This window comes from Vibrio sp. 10N.247.310.98, assembly GCF_041467395.1.
GTDB lineage: Bacteria > Pseudomonadota > Gammaproteobacteria > Enterobacterales > Vibrionaceae > Vibrio > Vibrio crassostreae_C.
Genome location: NZ_JBFSUL010000023.1, coordinates 22,559 through 40,090 on the forward strand (window position 1 = coordinate 22,559; position 17,532 = coordinate 40,090).

A 17,532-nucleotide genomic window follows, 5' to 3' on the forward strand; every position below is an offset into this window, starting at 1 on the left:
TGATAACTCGCGTGTGCGAAAGGTAAAGGTAGGACTTAGGTATGATTCAAATCGTGATTGATGGGAAATATCGAATCGTCGAGCAAGGACAAACCGTTCTTGAAGCGGCAAAAACATGTGGTTTGGAAATCCCATCTTTATGTGGTTTGAACAAAACAGCGGATAAAGTGCCGTGTGATTTGTGTGTCGTTGAAGTTGATGGCGTTGGTGTTACTCGCTCTTGTGAGCTTGAAGTGTCTAATGGGTTGAATATTACCACTCAGTCAAAACAGTTAACGAATCATCGACAAGAAGCGTTGAATCGCATTATGACCGATCATTACGCTGACTGTGAGGCGCCATGCCAAACAGCCTGTCCTGCTGGGGTCGACATCCAATCTTACCTGCACCATATTGCTCAAAATGATCACATCAAAGCGATTGAAGTGATCAAAAAGACATTACCAATGCCGCTTTCAATTGGTCGTGTGTGTCCTGCTTTCTGTGAAACCGAATGTCGTCGTAACTTGGTTGATGAATCCATTGCGATTCGCCAACTCAAACGACACGCTGCCGACGCGGATTTAGCGACTCAAGAGAGCTACATGCCAGCTAAGAAACCGAATAAAGGCAAGAGTATTGCAATTGTCGGTAGTGGCCCCGGTGGGCTTACGGCGGGTTATTACCTATCTAACGAAGGCTATGATGTCAGTGTCTATGAGTCGATGCCGCAAGCGGGTGGTTGGCTGCGTTACGGTATCCCTGAATATCGCTTACCTAAGTCGATTCTAGATAAAGAAATCGAGTTGATGTGTCGCAACGGAATGGTGGTTGAGTGCGGTAAAAAACTCGGTGTTGATTTTACACTGTCTGATTTAAGTAACGATTTTGATGCGGTTTGTTTAGCCGTTGGTGCATCGCAAGCGGTCGAGATGAATTACCCGGGTAGCGAACTCGGAGGTTGTTATTTGGGTGTCGATTATCTGAAAGATTACGTGACCGATCAGCAGTACGTCACTGGTAAAAAGGTTGCCGTGATCGGTGGCGGTAATACAGCGATTGACTGTGCTCGAACCGCAGTTCGTGATGGCGCGGATACTACGCTGATTTATCGTCGTACTCGAGATGAGATGCCAGCAGAAGATTACGAAATCGAAGAAGCTGAGCATGAAGGTGTGAAGTTCCATTTCTTAACCAACCCGGCAGCAAACATAGCCGATGAAAATGGTCATGTATCAGAAATACGATTAGAGCGTATGGCTTTGGGTCCGGCTGATGCTTCAGGTCGTCGCAGCCCTAAACCAACGGGCGAGTTCTTTGTTGAAGCGTTTGATACGGTTATTGCTGCCGTGTCACAAAAGCCTGATCTGAGTTTTATGGACAATGAAGCAATTGATATTCCTCTTACTCGTTGGAATACCGCAGATGCTGATCCACAAACCATGCATACCGGAACCGGAAATATTTTCAGTATTGGTGATTTCCGACGCGGCCCTGCAACTGCAGTCGAAGCGGTTGGGGATGGGCGTATTGCTGCACAAGCGATCGATCGCTTCTTCCATGGTGATATGGAAAATATTCCGGCCAAACCGTTTAACTCAAGAAAACACAAACAGCTCAAAGCGGTGGATCCTGAGCAATACCAGTCGATACAACGTATGGCTCGTAAGATCATGCCAGAACTAACGCCCGAGCAGCGTGAACAAAGCTTTGATGAAGTAGAAACAGGGTTTGATAATGCTGATGCAATAGCGGAAGCTGCAAGATGTCTAGAGTGTGGCTGCCAAGCCAATACTGATTGCGACCTACGAGACTACTCGACCGAATACAAAGCAACGCAAACGCATCCAGAGTACAAAATCGATGTGGCTTCGAATGAGAGTTGGCAGGCGATTCGTGCTGAAGAAGCGAAGGTCGGGTTAACAAGGCAAAAATTTTCGGTCGATGACAGTTCTGAGTTCATTATCTTTGACGCCAACCGCTGTATCAGTTGTGGCCAGTGTATTCAAGCATGTCGAGAACAGAATGTTCATGGCGTTCTAAGCTTCATGAATCAATCGGATGGCAAACCTGCATCAAGACCTGAATGTCGCCCTAACTTTGGGGCAGATAAGACCTTAATGGGCGACTCAAACTGCGTTCAATGTGGATCGTGTATTCAGGTGTGTCCAACCGGTGCAATGGTGGATGCTCGCGACAGAAAGCAGGGAGACACAGACGTACTCAAGAAAGTCGATACCATCTGCACCTATTGCGGTGTCGGCTGCAAGCTAACCATGCATATCGATGAGCAGAAAAACAAAATCCGCTATATCGAAGGCGGAGACTCTCCGGTTAATGAAGGCATGTTGTGTGTTAAGGGACGATTTGGCTTCGATTTTGTGGGCAGCGATGCGCGTTTAACCACACCATTAATTCGTAAAGATGGCTGGTTGCAACCTGCAAGTTGGGATGAGGCAGTTAAGCTTATTGCCGAGAAGTTTACTGCGATTAAGCAAGGCTTTGGCAGTAACGCTTTAGCGGGGTTCTCGTCGGCGAAAACCACCAATGAAGATAACTATGCCTTCCAAAAATTCATACGTCGTGAACTCGGTACCAATAACGTCGATCACTGTGCGCGCCTTTGTCACGCATCTACTGTTACTGGTTTAGAGGCTTCGCTAGGTAGCGGGGCGATGACCAATGATATTCCAAGCATCAAGCACTCAGATGTGATCTTTATTATTGGCTCCGACACCACGTCAGCACACCCAATTATTGGCTCGCATATCAAGCAAGCTGTGAGACATGGTGGAGCGAGATTGATCGTTGCCGATCCAAAACGAATCGATATTGCTGACCATGCTGAACTTTATTTAGCGCACCGACCGGGTACTGATGTAATGTTGATCAATGGTGTGATGCAGCAAATCATCAAACACGGTTGGTACGACCAAGAGTATATCGAAGACCGTGTGGATGGCTTTGATACCTTGCTTCAAGAGGTAATGTCACCAAGTTATTCACTAGACAAAGTGGAGCTGGTAACTGGCGTTAAAGCGGAAGACATCTTCGCAATGGCGCGATTGATTGGTACTGCAGAGCGTACAGCGGTGTACTACTCGATGGGCATTACGCAACATACCACTGGTCACGATAACGTTCGATCAATCGCTAACCTACAGCTCTTGTGTGGCAATATCGGAATTGAAGGCGGCGGTATCAACCCATTACGTGGTCAATCCAATGTTCAGGGTGCGTGTGACATGGGCGCATTGCCAAATAACCTTCCGGGTTATCAGAAAGTGTACAACCCAATGGTTCGTCAAAAATTCGCGATGGAGTGGGGTGTTTCTGACCTACCGGCTGAAACAGGCTTAACGTTGACCGAAATTATTGATGGAGCGTGTCATCGAGATGTTCGTGGTCTGTACGTAATGGGCGAGAACCCAGTGCTGAGTGACCCGAACCAAGCGCATGTGATTGAAGGTCTTGAAGCGTTAGATTTCCTCGTGGTTCAAGATATTTTCCTAACCGAAACCGCTCAATATGCCGATGTGGTGCTACCGTCTTGCTCGTTTGCTGAGAAGTCTGGTCATTTTACTAATACCGAGCGTCGTGTTCAGCGTATTAACCCGGCGGTATTGCCTCCAGGTGAAGCGAAAGAAGATTGGGTGATTATCCAAATGTTGGCTAATGCGATGGGCGGCAATTGGGAATATGACTCGGTTGCTGATATCACCAATGAGATAGCGCGTGTCACGCCACAGTATGGTGGTTTACGTTGGGAGAACATTACGGTGAACGGCGTGCAATGGCCAAGTAATAAGAACAACCCTGATGGCACACGTATCATGCACCAGACCCAATTTACGCGTGGGCGTGGTCAAATGGAGGCGATTCCGTTTAGATACGCTGCTGAGCTACCGGATGCGGAATACCCGTTAGTATTAACGACAGGCCGTATTCTAGAACAGTTCCACACCGGAACCATGACACGTAAAACAAAAGGGTTGGATAACTTAGCAGGGCCGCGTGCCATGGTGAGTGTTCATGATGCTGAAGCGCTAGGTATCCGGAATGGTCAGATGCTTAAGGTCTCAACACGTCGTGGTGAAATCGAAATCGCGGCCTTTGTGACTAAACGAATGCAAAAGGGTGTGGTATTTATTCCATTCCATTTTGTTGAATCACCAGTTAACCGTTTGACTACCACAGCGACTGATCCACACGCGAAGATCCCTGAATTTAAGGTGGCGGCTGTGCGTATTGATCCTATTCGTGAGCCTGAGAGTGAAGTAACAGAGGCTTAATCATATTAGCTCGGTGAAGACGGCTGGCATTAAAAAGCCGCGTAACTCTCAGAGTTATGCGGCCTTTTTATCGAGCTAGATTCAGTATCAATAACTGAGTCGTTTCGCTTTAATTTAGATGAGCTTAGTTTGGAACAATTTCGCTACCGTGAACACCAAATTGCTTAGCAGCGTATGCAACGCGCTCTGCTGGTTTCGGGTATTCAGCCGGTGTACCAAGGTTCTCAATATGGTGCAATCGAGGCAATAAACCTGCGCCGTTCGCGATTTGGATAGCCAAACCTGGACGTGCGTTAAGCTCAAGTACCATTGGGCCTTCTTCTTGGTCTAGAACCATGTCAGTACCCATGTAACCAAGACCTGTCATTTCCCAAGCGCTTGAAGCTAGTGTTAGCAGTTTTTCCCAGTGTGGTACCTGAAGTAGCGCCAACTCTTTACCCGTATCTGGGTGGTGAGTTACTGGGTGGTCAAATTGAACCGCACGAACGGCTTTACCCGTCGCAATACAAATACCTACACCTACAGCGCCTTGATGTAAGTTAGCCTTACCGTCGGAAGCCGAAGTAGATAAACGCATCATCGCCATCACAGGGTAGCCCTTGAATACGATGATTCGTACATCTGGCACACCTTCGTAACTGAAGCCATCAAAACACTCATCAAACTTGATGAGGTTTTCAACTACCGCAACATCGTTCTTACCACCAAGTGAGAAAAGACCGGCAAGAGCGTTACTTATGTGACGCTCTACGTCTTCTTCATTGATAGTAGAACCCGATGGCTTAGTGTAAACGCCGTCCTTGTGAGAAGTCACAACAAGGATTCCTTTACCGCCGCTGCCTTGAGCTGGCTTGATTACGAAACCCGGCCACTCTTTTACCATCTTGTGGATTGTTTTTACTTCAGCTTGATGACCAATCACGCCAATCAGTTTTGGTACAGTAGCACCAGCCTGTTCAGCAATGATCTTCGTCTTAAGCTTGTCATCAACGAGTGGATACTTGGAACGATCATTGTAGCGACCAATATAACTATGGTTACGCTTGTTCATTCCCATTATGCCTTTGTCTTTCAACTTAAACGGTGAAGTAAATTGATCAAACATAACTTAGTCCTCCGCTAGCGGTTTAAAGCGACGAAGCTCGGTTAGACGGTAGCCTGTGTAGTTACCTAGTAGCAAGATGGTCGCTAGAATAACAAGCTGTAAACCAATAAAGTTAAACGTTAAATGCTGGATGAACGGGTTAGTCATGCCTAAGTAAACAAGAACAGCGGTAAATAGAGAACCACCACCTTGTAGCACTACCTCTTTCGCCCCTTCTTCTTCCCATAGGATAGACATACGTTCGATAGTCCAAGATAGGATAATCATTGGGAAGAACGTAATGGATAGACCTTCAGTCAGACCCACTTTAAACGCGACCACAGTGAATACAGAAATAATCATGATTACCGTGATGATTACGGCGGATATCCTGGCGACCAGTAGTAAGTTGAGTTTGGACAAGTAACTTCGAATAATCAGACCCGTACCTACGATAAGTAGGAAACCGACAATACCCGTTACCAATTGTGTTTGCACAAAGGCTACCGCAATCAGTACTGGCATGAAGGTACCGGACGTTTTCAGACCTATGATGACACGAAGGAACACAACAATCAGAGCACCGATAGGAATCAGCATGATGGTTTTAAACATCGCTTGCTCTTCTAGCGGCAGACTATGAATGGAAAGGTTTAACAGTTGATCCGCAGAGACTTTACTGTTGGTTGCTTCAGTGGGAGTCACCTCCTGAGCAATCATCGAGAAGTGAACTTTACTGTTCTGACCGCCAACCACGTCTAATAGAGATACATTTGATTCATCCCAAATTAGCAGGTTTGGCTGAACTTGCTGTTCGCTTGATTCAGGAGAGAATAAAACCCATTGATCGTTATCCCAGATCTGGTTCATTTGCTGGATAGATTGACGACGACGTCCATCTTCTAGCTCGATAACACCAACCACTTTATTGTGAATGTTTGCTGCTGAAAGTAGCTTGTGTGTCGCTTCCACTTTAGTCATGTTATTCAGAATAAGCGCTGAGTTTTGGCTGTCTGGATCGTTAAGTGTTTTGATGAGCTCACGGGTAAAAGTGAGGTTGTCTGCAGAACGCTTTGTCGCTCTATCAATCAATGCAAAAGAAGCGGCTTCTTCAGGGCCGTCGAAGCTTGGCTGTGCGACTTCGCCTTCTGGCGGTATAGCATCAACTTTTGCTTGGTTGTCGACTAGGAATTGTGTTTTGTAGTAGATAGTTTGAGGGCCATCTGCGTATCGAATAGACCACTCTGCGCGGCGACCTGATTCGGTATTCAAGTAAGAGATACCATAACCCGGCGATGAAGCCGATTCGCCGATAAGTGTGTAGTTAGACTGAGTATGAGGAGCCGCTAAGGAAACTTTTGCTTCTTTGCCTACTGCGTTGAACTCGATGCGAGCTTCAACGTCCCAAACCTGTCTGGTTTCCCCTGGAGTCCAAGGTACACCGTAGGTCGTATGTCTGAACATACTCAGTGTTATACCTGCCACAATAAGCAGGAATATAGAGATATAAAATGGAATTCTTGACGTCATAGCTTACCCTACTATTGTTATTTAACTTCCGTTTGTACGTACTTTTTACTTACATCTACTAGCGCTATGTCTTTGATAAATTCGCGCCCTAATAACACAGGGTGACTCATTTGAGAGCGATCCGCCAATGTAAATTGCGCTTTTTCATGGATTTTTCCAACTTTCACCCATAATTCGATCACAGCTCGACGTTCTGCTTGATCATTGGTTGATTGACGGATTTTTACATAACGTACAACAGGCGCTTCAATCCATTTCTGGTCTTCTTTAGCTTGGGCTTTGTCGTCTAGGTGAAATTTAACCCAGTTCTTGCCGTTACGTTCGAATTCTTTGATATCGACAGCGTTTAAAGAAGAGGTGGTTGCACCTGTATCAACACGAGCATCAAAGCTTTGCTTGATAGAGTCGATAAACACTTTTTCGATGCCGCCAAGGATAGTCGGTTGTGATATAGGAGCGATAGGAGCAACGGCAATAGCGACCGGTTCCTCTTCCTCTAGCTCTTCAATAACCTTGTGTTCCATGCTCGTTAGATGGGTATCTAATTGACTAGAAAGGGTAGTAATTTCGTCTTCTAAGCTTTCAATATAGTCACTTTGATTGCTTAGTTGCAGTTCAAGATTTTGAACCTTATTTGCGATGTTTGTCTCTGAGCGGGAAATAGCGTCGAGAGTTTCTTGGTGGTAGGTAGCACCATTTGTAAGAGTACAACCAGAGAGCAAACCAACCGCCACAATAGGCGATAATCGCTTAAACATAAAAAAACCTTTGAGAATTAGAGAATAGTTCAGACTATTTAGAAGTTTAGCCCACAAAAAAGGATGCGTGAAGCATCCTATTGTAAGAGTCTGGTCATATTGAATCGCAATGTGAGCGCTACGCCAATTATTGCTATTTGGAATAGCTCACTTATTAAACACAAGTCAATTTTTGTTCAATTCTTAAGCTAAGGAAGCAAGGTTCACCGCGAAATTAACAGTGGCTTTTTGACCATGCAAGCAATTGTTTTGCTGCCTTAATAGGCTTGTGCTTTATTTACTCAATATGCCACTGCTTTGTGGGCAGTAAATCTATGGCTTTGTTGCTACCAGAATCGCACGTCTCGGTGCAGGGTGACCTTCAACCGTTTTACTTGGATCGTTCGGATCGAGGTAATCTGGAAGAGAGTTGTGTGTCATCCATTCTGTGGTGCGTTGTTCACCAATTGTCGTGACATTTTCGTCAACGATTCGTACGTCTTCAAAACCAACTTGTTCTAGCCAGCGTTTCAGTGCGCGAGCTGAAGGGAAGAAGTAGACGTTTCTCATTTGCGCGTAACGGTCAACCGGAACTAATACTGCGTTCTCATCGCCTTCAATCACCAAGGTTTCAAGAACCAGTTCACCGCCAGACACCAATTGGTCTTTCAGTTGAATCAAGTGGTCCAGTGGTGAACGACGATGGTAAAGCACGCCCATGCTGAATACCGTGTCGTAGGCTTCTAGCTTTGGGAGCTGCTCAATACCTAGAGGTAATAGGTGAGCTCGTTGGTCATCGCCCATCAACTTACGAATTGCTTCAAACTGAACCAAGAATAGGTGGGAAGGATCGATACCAACCGTTAAGCGAGCACCTTCACCCAGCATGCGCCACATGTGGTAACCATTGCCACAACCTACATCGAGAACCGAACGGTTTTTTAATGGAGATATATGTGGAAGCACACGATCCCATTTCCAGTCACTGCGCCACTCTGTATCGATATGAATGTCGTGAACCGTATAAGGACCTTTTCTCCACGGGTGGAAAGTCTTCAATAAGCTTTCTAGCTTTTTCAGTTCGCCTGTGTGGTATGGCGTAGAACTACCAATCGTCACTGAATTTTTCAGGTCAACTTGATCTGGCACGTCTTGTGGAATCTTGTTTAGTGCACGTAGCCAGCGGTCAAAGTCACCGTGCTCTGCATTTTGCCAATCGGTCAGTTGCTGTGGCAGGACATTTAGCCACGGCTGAAGGCGAGTATCTTGGGCAATAAGTTGATAAAAATTGGCAAAATTAAACATAGGTTTTCACTGAGTTGGTGGTGTAGAAATTAAATTTGTCACTCCATTAAGAGTGTGGACAAACATGCTAGGGAATCTCGTTTATCGTGTTTGATAAGAGATCCCCAATTCGTTTGTTCCTCGCTCTTGAGGATGACATTTTAGTACGTGCTAACGGTGTCGCGACGGTTACGTAATCTAAAATGTTTACTTTATCGCGAACATTGAACCAAAGTTGAAACATTGGAACCAGACTTCGCTGCTTGAGAAGCCAATCTTATCAAATCGCTCTCTGTGAACAGGGATCGAATCCGGGCGCATCACGTTTTCAATTGCGCTACGTTTCTGACTTACTTCTAGCTCGCTGTACCCGTTAGCACGTTTGAAATCATGGTGCAGGTCGATAAGCAGTTCATTTGAGCTTTCATCTTCGAATACGTATTTTTCTGACAGGATTAAGATCCCGCCTGGGCGCAAGCCAGCATGAATTTTCTCAAGCAGAGCGTATCGATCGTCTGGAGAAAGAAATTGCAGCGTAAAGTTAAGCACCACAACAGAAGCGTCTTTGATTTCCACTTCACGGATGTCGGCTTCAATCACTTCTACCGGTGTGTCACTGCGGTAAGCATTAACGTGCAATTTGCAGCGCTCAACCATGGCTTCTGAATTATCGATCGCGAAAATCGTGCAGCCTTCTTGCTGAATGTGACGACGCATAGAAAGTGTCGCAGCACCAAGCGAGCAGCCAAGGTCGTAAATATTTGAGTGTGGCTTTACAAAGCGCTCAGCCAGCATGCCGATTGCAGAGATGATATTGCTATAGCCAGGCACCGAACGTTGAATCATATCCGGAAATACTTCAGCAACCCTTGCATCAAAGGTGAAGTCTCCAATTTTATCAATAGGAGCGGAAAAGATATTGTCTGTGTTGCTCATAGCATTCTCTCTCGACAGTCAGCGTTATTGGTATAAAACTCGTACCAAATAAAAGGGGGCGTATTTTACGAAAAAATAGGACTGCTGTCACGAAAACTCAGATTACAGTTGAGGATTACTGTTGTACGTACAAGAAGCCTTAAAACATCGAGATTTGATGATTGCCTTTCTGAGCTGGAAATTGTTCCAAGTTGGGCAGTAATAATGATGTATTTTCAGAGACTTGCTTTTGTAGCCTCTTATAAATAGCAATCGCAAGTTCAGGTGCGTGGTTATTGTCTGGGGTGTGGATCATTAAATAGGGCTGCTTGCCTTCATTAAGCCAGTTTGGGATTTTGGCAAACCAAGGCTTAAAAAACTCAATATTAGGTTCTTGGTCTGGGTGACCAATAAATCGAATCATCGGGTTATTGGCGGTAGCAATTGCATGAACAGGAACACGCGGTTTTTTCTGATGCGCATCGATCACCGCTTCTGTGGTGGGTGGCGCAGAGAAAACGGGGCGGCTGTCCATAATGATGCGATTGATGCCTTCCTCAACCAGCCATTGGTTGAAGCGTTTTTCCGCATCGCCCTTATCAAAGAAACCTAAGTGTCGAACTTCGACGCCAAGCTGCATATCTTTTGGGAATAAGGTGCAAAACTTTTGTAGGGCAGGCAGCATGCTGGGCTCAAAACTGTGCGGCAGCTGAATCGTCCATTGACCAATACGGTCATGCAGTGGCGACATCGTCATCAAGAACTCTTTGAGTTCGGCTTGGCAGTGTCTCAGTTGTTGCTGGTGGGTGATGAATTTGGGCAATTTGAAGGTGAACTTGAAATCATCGTGACTGGCGGCTTTCCAATTGTGAACGGTAGACATACTTGGCGTAGCGTAAAAGGTGGTGTTGCCCTCAACGGTATGGAAAACTTGGGTGTATTTTTCCAAGCGTTCGGCAGGCTTGGTGCCTTTACCGTAGAACTGACTTTGCCACTCAGAATGAGACCACATAGTTAATCCAAGTCTTAGAGGTAAAGTTTCTGTTGTTATTACACGATTATCCATCTATTACACCGTTATCCATCACGCCATCAGTCATTACAAAAAGTTTTTGGGTTGAAACGAAAATCTACTTTACGAGAGTTTTGCTGATTAAGGTACTTTCGAGATATAATTATCGCAATTTTTTCGGTTTTGATGAATCTTTGCGCACTTGATGGGCTAAAAAGCAGCAAAGCCAGATAAAACACAATAAATTCGAATGTGGAAGGTCGATTTTAAGCGAGTTTCCGCGTATAAATGTTCCTTTGCTCTGTTGTGTGGAATGACCACTGACAGCTTGGAAATTAGTAAATAATTAAGAGATTGGGAAATTCATTATGCGTACCCATTACTGTGGTAACCTGAACAAGTCCCTGGCGGGACAAACTGTAGAATTGTGCGGCTGGGTAAACCGTCGCCGTGATTTAGGCGGTCTTATCTTTATTGATATGCGTGATCGTGAAGGCATCGTTCAGGTTGTTGTCGATCCAGATATGAAAGATATCTTCCCGATCGCTAACCAACTGCGTAATGAATTCTGTATCAAGTTTACTGGTGAAGTACGAGTTCGTCCGGACAGCCAAGTAAATAAAGACATGGCTACTGGTGAAGTAGAACTTTACGCGACGGGTCTAGAGATCATTAACCGTTCAGAAGCGCTTCCACTAGACTTCAACCAAACGAACTCTGAAGAGCAGCGTCTTAAGTACCGTTACATCGATCTTCGTCGTCCAGAAATGAGCGACCGTATTAAGCTTCGTGCACGTGCTTCTAGCTTCGTTCGTCGTTTCCTAGATGAGAACTTATTCCTAGACATCGAAACGCCAGTACTAACGAAAGCGACACCAGAAGGTGCTCGTGACTACCTAGTACCAAGCCGTGTTCACAAAGGTAGCTTCTACGCACTTCCTCAATCTCCTCAGCTTTTCAAGCAACTGCTGATGATGTCTGGTTTTGACCGTTACTACCAAATCGTTAAATGTTTCCGTGATGAAGATTTACGTGCTGACCGTCAGCCTGAATTTACTCAAATCGATATCGAAACATCTTTCATGACTTCTCAAGAAGTACGTAACGTGACTGAGAAGCTTGTTCACGATATGTGGAAAGAACTTCTAGATGTTGAACTAGGTCAATTCCCAGTAATGCCTTTCTCTGAAGCGATTCGTCGTTTCGGTTCTGATAAGCCAGATCTACGTAACCCACTAGAGCTAGTTGACGTTGCTGACTTGGTTAAAGATGTTGAATTCAAGGTATTCTCTGGCCCAGCTAACGACGAAAAAGGTCGTGTAGCAGTTATCCGTGTTCCAGGTGGTGCTAAGCTAACTCGTAAGCAAATCGACGGCTACGCTGAACATGTAAACATCTACGGCGCGAAAGGCCTAGCTTGGATGAAGGTTAACGACCGTGCTGCAGGCATGGAAGGTATTCAATCTCCAGTTGCTAAATTCCTAAGCGAAGACGTAATCAACGGTATTCTAGATCGTACTCAAGCTGAATCTGGCGATATCATTCTGTTCGGCGCAGACAAAGCGGGCATCGTTGCTGAAGCAATGGGCGCACTTCGTCTTAAACTAGGTACGGATCTAGAGCTAACAGACACATCTGCATGGGCTCCACTGTGGGTTGTTGACTTCCCAATGTTCGAAGAAGACGGCGAAGGTAACCTACACGCAATGCACCACCCATTCACATCACCACTAGGTGTGAACGCAGAAGAGCTAAAAGCGAACCCAGCAGCAGCAAATTCTGATGCATACGACATGGTAATCAACGGCTACGAAGTAGGAGGCGGTTCTGTACGTATCCACAACGCAGAAATGCAAACAGCGGTATTTGGTATCCTAGGTATCGAAGCACAAGAGCAACAAGAGAAGTTCGGCTTCCTACTTGAAGCGCTTAAGTACGGCACGCCACCGCACGCTGGTCTAGCATTCGGTCTTGACCGTCTAGCAATGCTGCTTTGTGGTACTGAGAACATCCGTGACGTTATCGCATTTCCGAAAACAACAGCTGCAGCATGTCTACTAACAGACGCGCCAAGCCTAGCGAACCCAGCATCACTGGAAGAGCTAGCAATCGCAGTTAAACTAGCGAAGAAAGAAGACTAATCAAGCGATTAGCCTAACTTTCTACTGAAGCTTTGAGTTTTCGATAGAGCTAAATTTTGTAGTAGAACAATAAAATGCCCGTTAATTTGACGGGCATTTTTTTTTGCGTTCGATATACTAAGCTCATAAAGCATGTATAAATAATCAGTATTTGAAGTTATGTCTATTATCTTAGGGATTGACCCTGGCTCACGCATTACCGGTTACGGCGTGATTCGTCAAAATGGTCGCCATCTATATTACTTAGGTAGCGGTTGTATTCGCACCTCTGAAAAAGACCTGCCGGGCCGACTCAAACAAATCTACGCCGGTGTGAGCGAAATCATCACTCAGTTTCAACCGGATGTGTTTGCGATAGAACAGGTCTTCATGGCGAAGAATGCGGATTCTGCACTTAAGCTGGGACAAGCGCGTGGCAGTGCGATAGTGGCAGCGGTAAATGCTGATCTCCCCGTTCATGAATATGCGGCTCGTCTAATCAAACAAGCGGTGACAGGCAATGGTGGTGCAGATAAGTCGATGGTTCAGAACATGGTGATGAGCATGCTTAAGTTACCCGCTAAACCACAGGCCGATGCTGCCGATGCTCTAGGCGTAGCGATCACTCACGCCAACACCAATAAAACCTTGGTAGCTCTTGCTGGTAAAGCGACAGGCGCGAGAAAAGGGCGCTACCGTTAATCCCATCCCTCTATTTTCTAATAGCTTGCATTACATGAGCCTTACGCCTCGTTTGGCTCAGTTCAAAACAATACGCCCCTAAATCCTTGATGAAATGAGATCTTTCGAACACAAACAAATAATAACATTGCGCATCATTTAACATTTTATTAACATTGGTTAGAGGTCTAACAAGTTAATCAAGGATGATCACTGATGAACCCTATCAAGCTGTGGCGCGCGTTGTTTCTACCCAAAAGTAATGGGTGGAGTAACAACCAAGTCAGACAAGCCGATATCTTATTACTCTTTACCTTTATCGCCTTCTTTGTGGGTGTCTACAGCTTAATTAAATGGACAAAGCACGAAGAGCAACTTCTGATCACCACATCTGTATTCCTTATCGTGTTTGAACTGATCTCCGCACTGCTGTTGCGTGTTACCAGTAAACCCAGCCTTGCACTTAGCTTTGGTTTTGTCGGGATGGCAGTACACGCGTTGAACATCATCTACCAAAGCGGTGGTGTGGTGGCGTCAACACAGGCTTATTGGGTGCCTTTGTTAGTGGTCGCTTTTTTCTTGTCGGGAACTCGAATTGTCGCCCTTGTATGGAGTGGGTTAGTGATTGGCGTTTCTTTGGTGATGACTTCAGCTCATCTTGATGGCTTTGAATTTCCGCAGTTAGTACTTACTCCGGAAGCGGTGGTGGTTGAAACATGGTCTGGTGTGATCATGCCGCTGGTGGTGATTTGCATTGCTCAAGCGTTTACCGCTAAGCAAAAAGAGGTGGCGATTGAAATGGCAGAAGATGCGATCTCGGAAAGCCAACAGATTGCCAATCAAGCGACGCAAAGTGAAGGTCGACTTTCTATTGTCCTAGACCAAGCTAACTCAAACTCTGAAAGCTTACAGGGCGTATCTGTCCATTTAGATCAGCAGTCTCAAGACCTGCATGCTCAAGTTGAAGTGTTGAACATCAATTGCGAATCTCAGGCGAGTGCAGCAGAACAGATGAGCCAACAACTGCATCAAATGACTCAAGGCATCGAAGAATCTAATTCATTTGTGGGTGAGCTAAAAGAGCGCAGCGAAGCGGTCGGAATGAAAGCGCAAAAGAGCTCAGAATCACTAGAAGCCTCAACCAGTGCAATCAGCCAGATCATTCAAAGTAATCAAGAAATCATGAAAGTCGCTGATTTGATTACCTCGGTTGCCGAGCAAACCAACCTATTAGCACTCAATGCAGCTATAGAAGCGGCTCGTGCCGGTGAGCAAGGACGAGGTTTTGCGGTAGTTGCAGACCAAGTGAGAGAGCTATCGGCGAAAAGCAGCCATTCCGCGATAGAAATTCGAACCTTATTAGACCGAAGTAAAGAAGAAGTGGAACATGGCAGAGCCATCATTGAAACTACGGCCAATGAAATGAACGGCATTATCTCTGAGGTGCAAACCATCTCGACCGATGTTAATCAGCTCACCAATATTATGGCGATGCAGATGAGCTCATTGAAAGAACTCGATCTCGCCAGTTCAGAAGTGGCGCAGAGCGTTGCAGAAACCAAATCCGTGTCAAGTTTAGTCGCTAATTATGGTTCTGAACTGACCGGGCATGTCACCTCAGTAAAAGAACTGGTCGAAGGCTTAAACAGCGTGGTTTCCCAAGCTAAGCAAGCTTAAATAAATCATCCTAATAAACACAAAGAACTGGATAAGCATCCAGTTCTTTTATATTCTGTCCCTCAAATTATATTCCATCAAGAGAGTGAATTGTGATCGGACGTCTACGCGGTACATTAATAGAAAAACAGCCACCAGAATTACTAATCGAAGTGAGTGGCGTTGGCTATGAAGTTCAAATGCCAATGAGCTGTTTTTACGAATTACCAAACGTGGGCGAAGAGGCAATCATCTACACGCACTTTGTTGTACGTGAAGATGCGCAGCTACTTTATGGTTTTAACACGGTTAAAGAGCGTGCGCTGTTCCGTGAAGTGATCAAAGCGAACGGTGTGGGCCCTAAGCTAGGCCTTGGCATTCTTTCAGGCATGACGGCTAGCCAGTTTGTTCAAAGTGTTGAACGTGAAGACATCTCGACGCTGGTTAAACTTCCGGGTGTGGGTAAGAAAACCGCTGAACGTCTGGTTGTTGAAATGAAAGACCGCCTGAAAGGGTGGGGCGCGGGTGACTTGTTTACTCCAGCGACAGATGCAGCTCCGATTGATTCTATGCCAACCGTTCACGACGCGGAAGAAGAAGCGGTAAGTGCGCTACTTGCATTAGGCTACAAGCCGACTCAAGCTTCCAAGGTGGTTTCTCAAGTGGCTAAAGATGGCATGACCAGCGAACAGTTGATTCGCGAAGCTCTGAAATCGATGGTTTAATACCCAATATACTTGTTCGACAAAATAGACTCATTCACTTTGCCTTTACACAGAGTCAAGAAGCGCAGAGTCAACAAGAGCATAGTTAGGAATAACAGAATTTATGATTGAAGCCGATCGCCTGATTGCACCGGATAACCCAGTATTCAAAGATGAAGATGTCATTGATCGTGCAATACGCCCTAAAGCACTGGCTGACTATCAAGGTCAGGATCACGTTCGTGGCCAGATGGAGATTTTCATCAAAGCGGCACAACTGCGTAACGAGGCGCTCGACCATCTGTTGATATTTGGCCCTCCAGGCTTGGGTAAAACCACGTTGGCGAACATTGTTGCCAATGAGATGGATGTCAACATTCGTACGACTTCAGGCCCTGTTCTAGAAAAAGCAGGCGACCTAGCGGCGTTACTGACCAATCTCGAAGAAAATGATGTCCTGTTCATTGATGAGATTCACCGTTTAAGCCCTGTGGTTGAAGAGGTGTTGTACCCTGCAATGGAAGACTACCAATTAGATATCATGATTGGTGAAGGCCCAGCGGCACGCTCTATCAAGATTGACCTTCCTCCTTTTACTTTGATTGGCGCAACCACTCGTGCTGGCTCACTGACATCGCCGTTACGTGACCGTTTTGGTATTACTCAGCGTCTTGAGTACTACAAGGTTGAAGATCTACAAAACATCGTTCAGCGCAGTGCAGATTGCCTTGGTCTTTCTATGGAGTCCGAAGGGGCGCTAGAAGTTGCTCGCCGAGCTCGTGGTACGCCACGTATTGCTAACCGTCTACTGCGCCGTGTTCGTGATTATGCGGAAGTAAAAGGCGACGGGCATATTTGTCCGGAGGTTGCTGACAAAGCGCTAAACATGTTGGATGTCGATGCTAAAGGTTTCGACTACATGGATAGAAAGCTTCTGCTGGCGATTATGGAGAAGTTTGGTGGTGGTCCGGTAGGTATCGACAACATGGCTGCCGCGATTGGTGAAGAGAGAGACACTATTGAAGATGTGTTAGAACCTTACTTGATTCAACAAGGTTACCTTCAAAGGACGCCAAGAGGTCGAATCGCGACCGACAGAGCGTATTTACACTTTGGAATAGATAAACCCTCCAATCGTTAAATTATTCATTTTTAAAGATCCCAGTTGCATAAGCGCTGGGTTTTTTTGCTTTTTACTGAATAACAACTCTTTGAGCGAGTCGATAAAAAGATCGAAAAGGGAGCTTCAAAAATGGAAACTTTGATTTCAGGTTTGATTTAGATAACAGGAAATGAAATAAGTTGTCATATTTTTTGTTAATACTTTATAGGTAGTTGTAATTCGGATGTTGAGGCGGTGCTGAGCATTTGTCACAGATATCATGCGCTGTTATTAAGACAAGCATAATTGGTGTGATTTTAATCATAATTGTACAAAAATAACTCTAATTTGCTCGAATAAATTTGATACAAATCAACGCAGGGTTCTCCCATAAACCTTTTGAAACATACTGATTTTACCAGTAATATTAGCGCCA

At 45.4% G+C, this 17,532-nt stretch carries 12 protein-coding genes; 6 read left to right on the forward strand and 6 right to left on the reverse strand.

Translation table 11 applies throughout. The features are described from left to right. Nucleotides 1-41 precede the first annotated feature (41 nt). Nucleotides 42-4,271, forward strand: a complete 4,230-nt coding sequence (fdhF, locus tag AB6E78_RS11315; RefSeq protein WP_372133576.1) for a formate dehydrogenase subunit alpha — start codon at nt 42-44, stop codon at nt 4,269-4,271. 124 nt (nt 4,272-4,395) lie between these two features. Here fdhF and AB6E78_RS11320 read toward each other — a convergent pair whose 3' ends face one another. The 6 genes from AB6E78_RS11320 to AB6E78_RS11345 all read right to left on the reverse strand — a co-directional run bounded on the left by AB6E78_RS11320 (nt 4,396) and on the right by AB6E78_RS11345 (nt 10,887). Next, nucleotides 4,396-5,376 carry an alpha-L-glutamate ligase-like protein gene (locus AB6E78_RS11320; protein ID WP_372133574.1) on the reverse strand — a complete coding sequence of 327 codons (981 nt, stop codon included), beginning with the start codon at nt 5,374-5,376 and terminating at the stop codon, nt 4,396-4,398. 3 nt (nt 5,377-5,379) lie between these two features. Next, nucleotides 5,380-6,885, reverse strand: coding sequence for an inactive transglutaminase family protein (locus tag AB6E78_RS11325; protein WP_372133572.1), 1,506 nt, complete (start codon nt 6,883-6,885; stop codon nt 5,380-5,382). Nucleotides 6,886-6,902: 17 nt separating this feature from the next. Beyond that, entirely contained in the window at nt 6,903-7,643 is a 741-nt protein-coding gene (locus AB6E78_RS11330; RefSeq protein ID WP_017062085.1) for an ATP-dependent zinc protease, read from the reverse strand. A gap of 312 nt (nt 7,644-7,955) precedes the next feature. Then, nucleotides 7,956-8,927: a tRNA 5-methoxyuridine(34)/uridine 5-oxyacetic acid(34) synthase CmoB gene (gene cmoB / locus AB6E78_RS11335; protein ID WP_017062084.1), complete on the reverse strand. Its 972-nt coding sequence runs from the start codon at nt 8,925-8,927 to the stop codon at nt 7,956-7,958. Nucleotides 8,928-9,113: 186 nt separating this feature from the next. Beyond that, nucleotides 9,114-9,842, reverse strand: a complete 729-nt coding sequence (gene cmoA / locus AB6E78_RS11340) for a carboxy-S-adenosyl-L-methionine synthase CmoA (RefSeq protein WP_017062083.1) — start codon at nt 9,840-9,842, stop codon at nt 9,114-9,116. Between the two features lie 139 nt (nt 9,843-9,981). Then, nucleotides 9,982-10,887, reverse strand: coding sequence for a DUF72 domain-containing protein (locus AB6E78_RS11345; protein ID WP_372133570.1), 906 nt, complete (start codon nt 10,885-10,887; stop codon nt 9,982-9,984). Nucleotides 10,888-11,201: 314 nt separating this feature from the next. Here AB6E78_RS11345 and aspS point away from each other — a divergent pair, with 314 nt between their 5' ends. The 5 genes from aspS to ruvB all read left to right on the forward strand — a co-directional run bounded on the left by aspS (nt 11,202) and on the right by ruvB (nt 17,135). Further along, nucleotides 11,202-12,974 carry an aspartate--tRNA ligase gene (gene aspS / locus AB6E78_RS11350; RefSeq protein WP_065585130.1) on the forward strand — a complete coding sequence of 591 codons (1,773 nt, stop codon included), beginning with the start codon at nt 11,202-11,204 and terminating at the stop codon, nt 12,972-12,974. A gap of 159 nt (nt 12,975-13,133) precedes the next feature. Next, a complete protein-coding gene (ruvC, locus tag AB6E78_RS11355) occupies nt 13,134-13,655 on the forward strand; it encodes a crossover junction endodeoxyribonuclease RuvC (RefSeq protein WP_372110710.1) in 522 nt (173 codons plus the stop codon). A gap of 195 nt (nt 13,656-13,850) precedes the next feature. Then, the gene (locus tag AB6E78_RS11360) at nt 13,851-15,311 is read left to right on the forward strand and encodes a methyl-accepting chemotaxis protein (protein WP_372110713.1); all 1,461 of its coding nucleotides are present in this window, start codon (nt 13,851-13,853) and stop codon (nt 15,309-15,311) included. 92 nt (nt 15,312-15,403) lie between these two features. Then, a complete protein-coding gene (ruvA, locus tag AB6E78_RS11365; RefSeq protein WP_017062079.1) occupies nt 15,404-16,015 on the forward strand; it encodes a Holliday junction branch migration protein RuvA in 612 nt (203 codons plus the stop codon). 103 nt (nt 16,016-16,118) lie between these two features. Continuing rightward, nucleotides 16,119-17,135, forward strand: a complete 1,017-nt coding sequence (ruvB, locus tag AB6E78_RS11370; RefSeq protein WP_017062078.1) for a Holliday junction branch migration DNA helicase RuvB — start codon at nt 16,119-16,121, stop codon at nt 17,133-17,135. Nucleotides 17,136-17,532 lie beyond the last annotated feature (397 nt).

Bases quoted from the DNA above. Each gene is read 5' to 3' on its own strand.
- AB6E78_RS11330 (WP_017062085.1), bottom strand. From the start codon at position 7,643: ATGTTTAAGCGATTATCGCCTATTGTGGCGGTTGGTTTGCTCTCTGGT.
- ruvC (WP_372110710.1), top strand. From the start codon at position 13,134: ATGTCTATTATCTTAGGGATTGACCCTGGCTCACGCATTACCGGTTAC.
- AB6E78_RS11320 (WP_372133574.1), bottom strand. From the start codon at position 5,376: ATGTTTGATCAATTTACTTCACCGTTTAAGTTGAAAGACAAAGGCATA.
- AB6E78_RS11325 (WP_372133572.1), bottom strand. From the start codon at position 6,885: ATGACGTCAAGAATTCCATTTTATATCTCTATATTCCTGCTTATTGTG.
- AB6E78_RS11360 (WP_372110713.1), top strand. From the start codon at position 13,851: ATGAACCCTATCAAGCTGTGGCGCGCGTTGTTTCTACCCAAAAGTAAT.
- fdhF (WP_372133576.1), top strand. From the start codon at position 42: ATGATTCAAATCGTGATTGATGGGAAATATCGAATCGTCGAGCAAGGA.
- AB6E78_RS11345 (WP_372133570.1), bottom strand. From the start codon at position 10,887: ATGGATAATCGTGTAATAACAACAGAAACTTTACCTCTAAGACTTGGA.
- cmoB (WP_017062084.1), bottom strand. From the start codon at position 8,927: ATGTTTAATTTTGCCAATTTTTATCAACTTATTGCCCAAGATACTCGC.
- ruvB (WP_017062078.1), top strand. From the start codon at position 16,119: ATGATTGAAGCCGATCGCCTGATTGCACCGGATAACCCAGTATTCAAA.
- aspS (WP_065585130.1), top strand. From the start codon at position 11,202: ATGCGTACCCATTACTGTGGTAACCTGAACAAGTCCCTGGCGGGACAA.
- cmoA (WP_017062083.1), bottom strand. From the start codon at position 9,842: ATGAGCAACACAGACAATATCTTTTCCGCTCCTATTGATAAAATTGGA.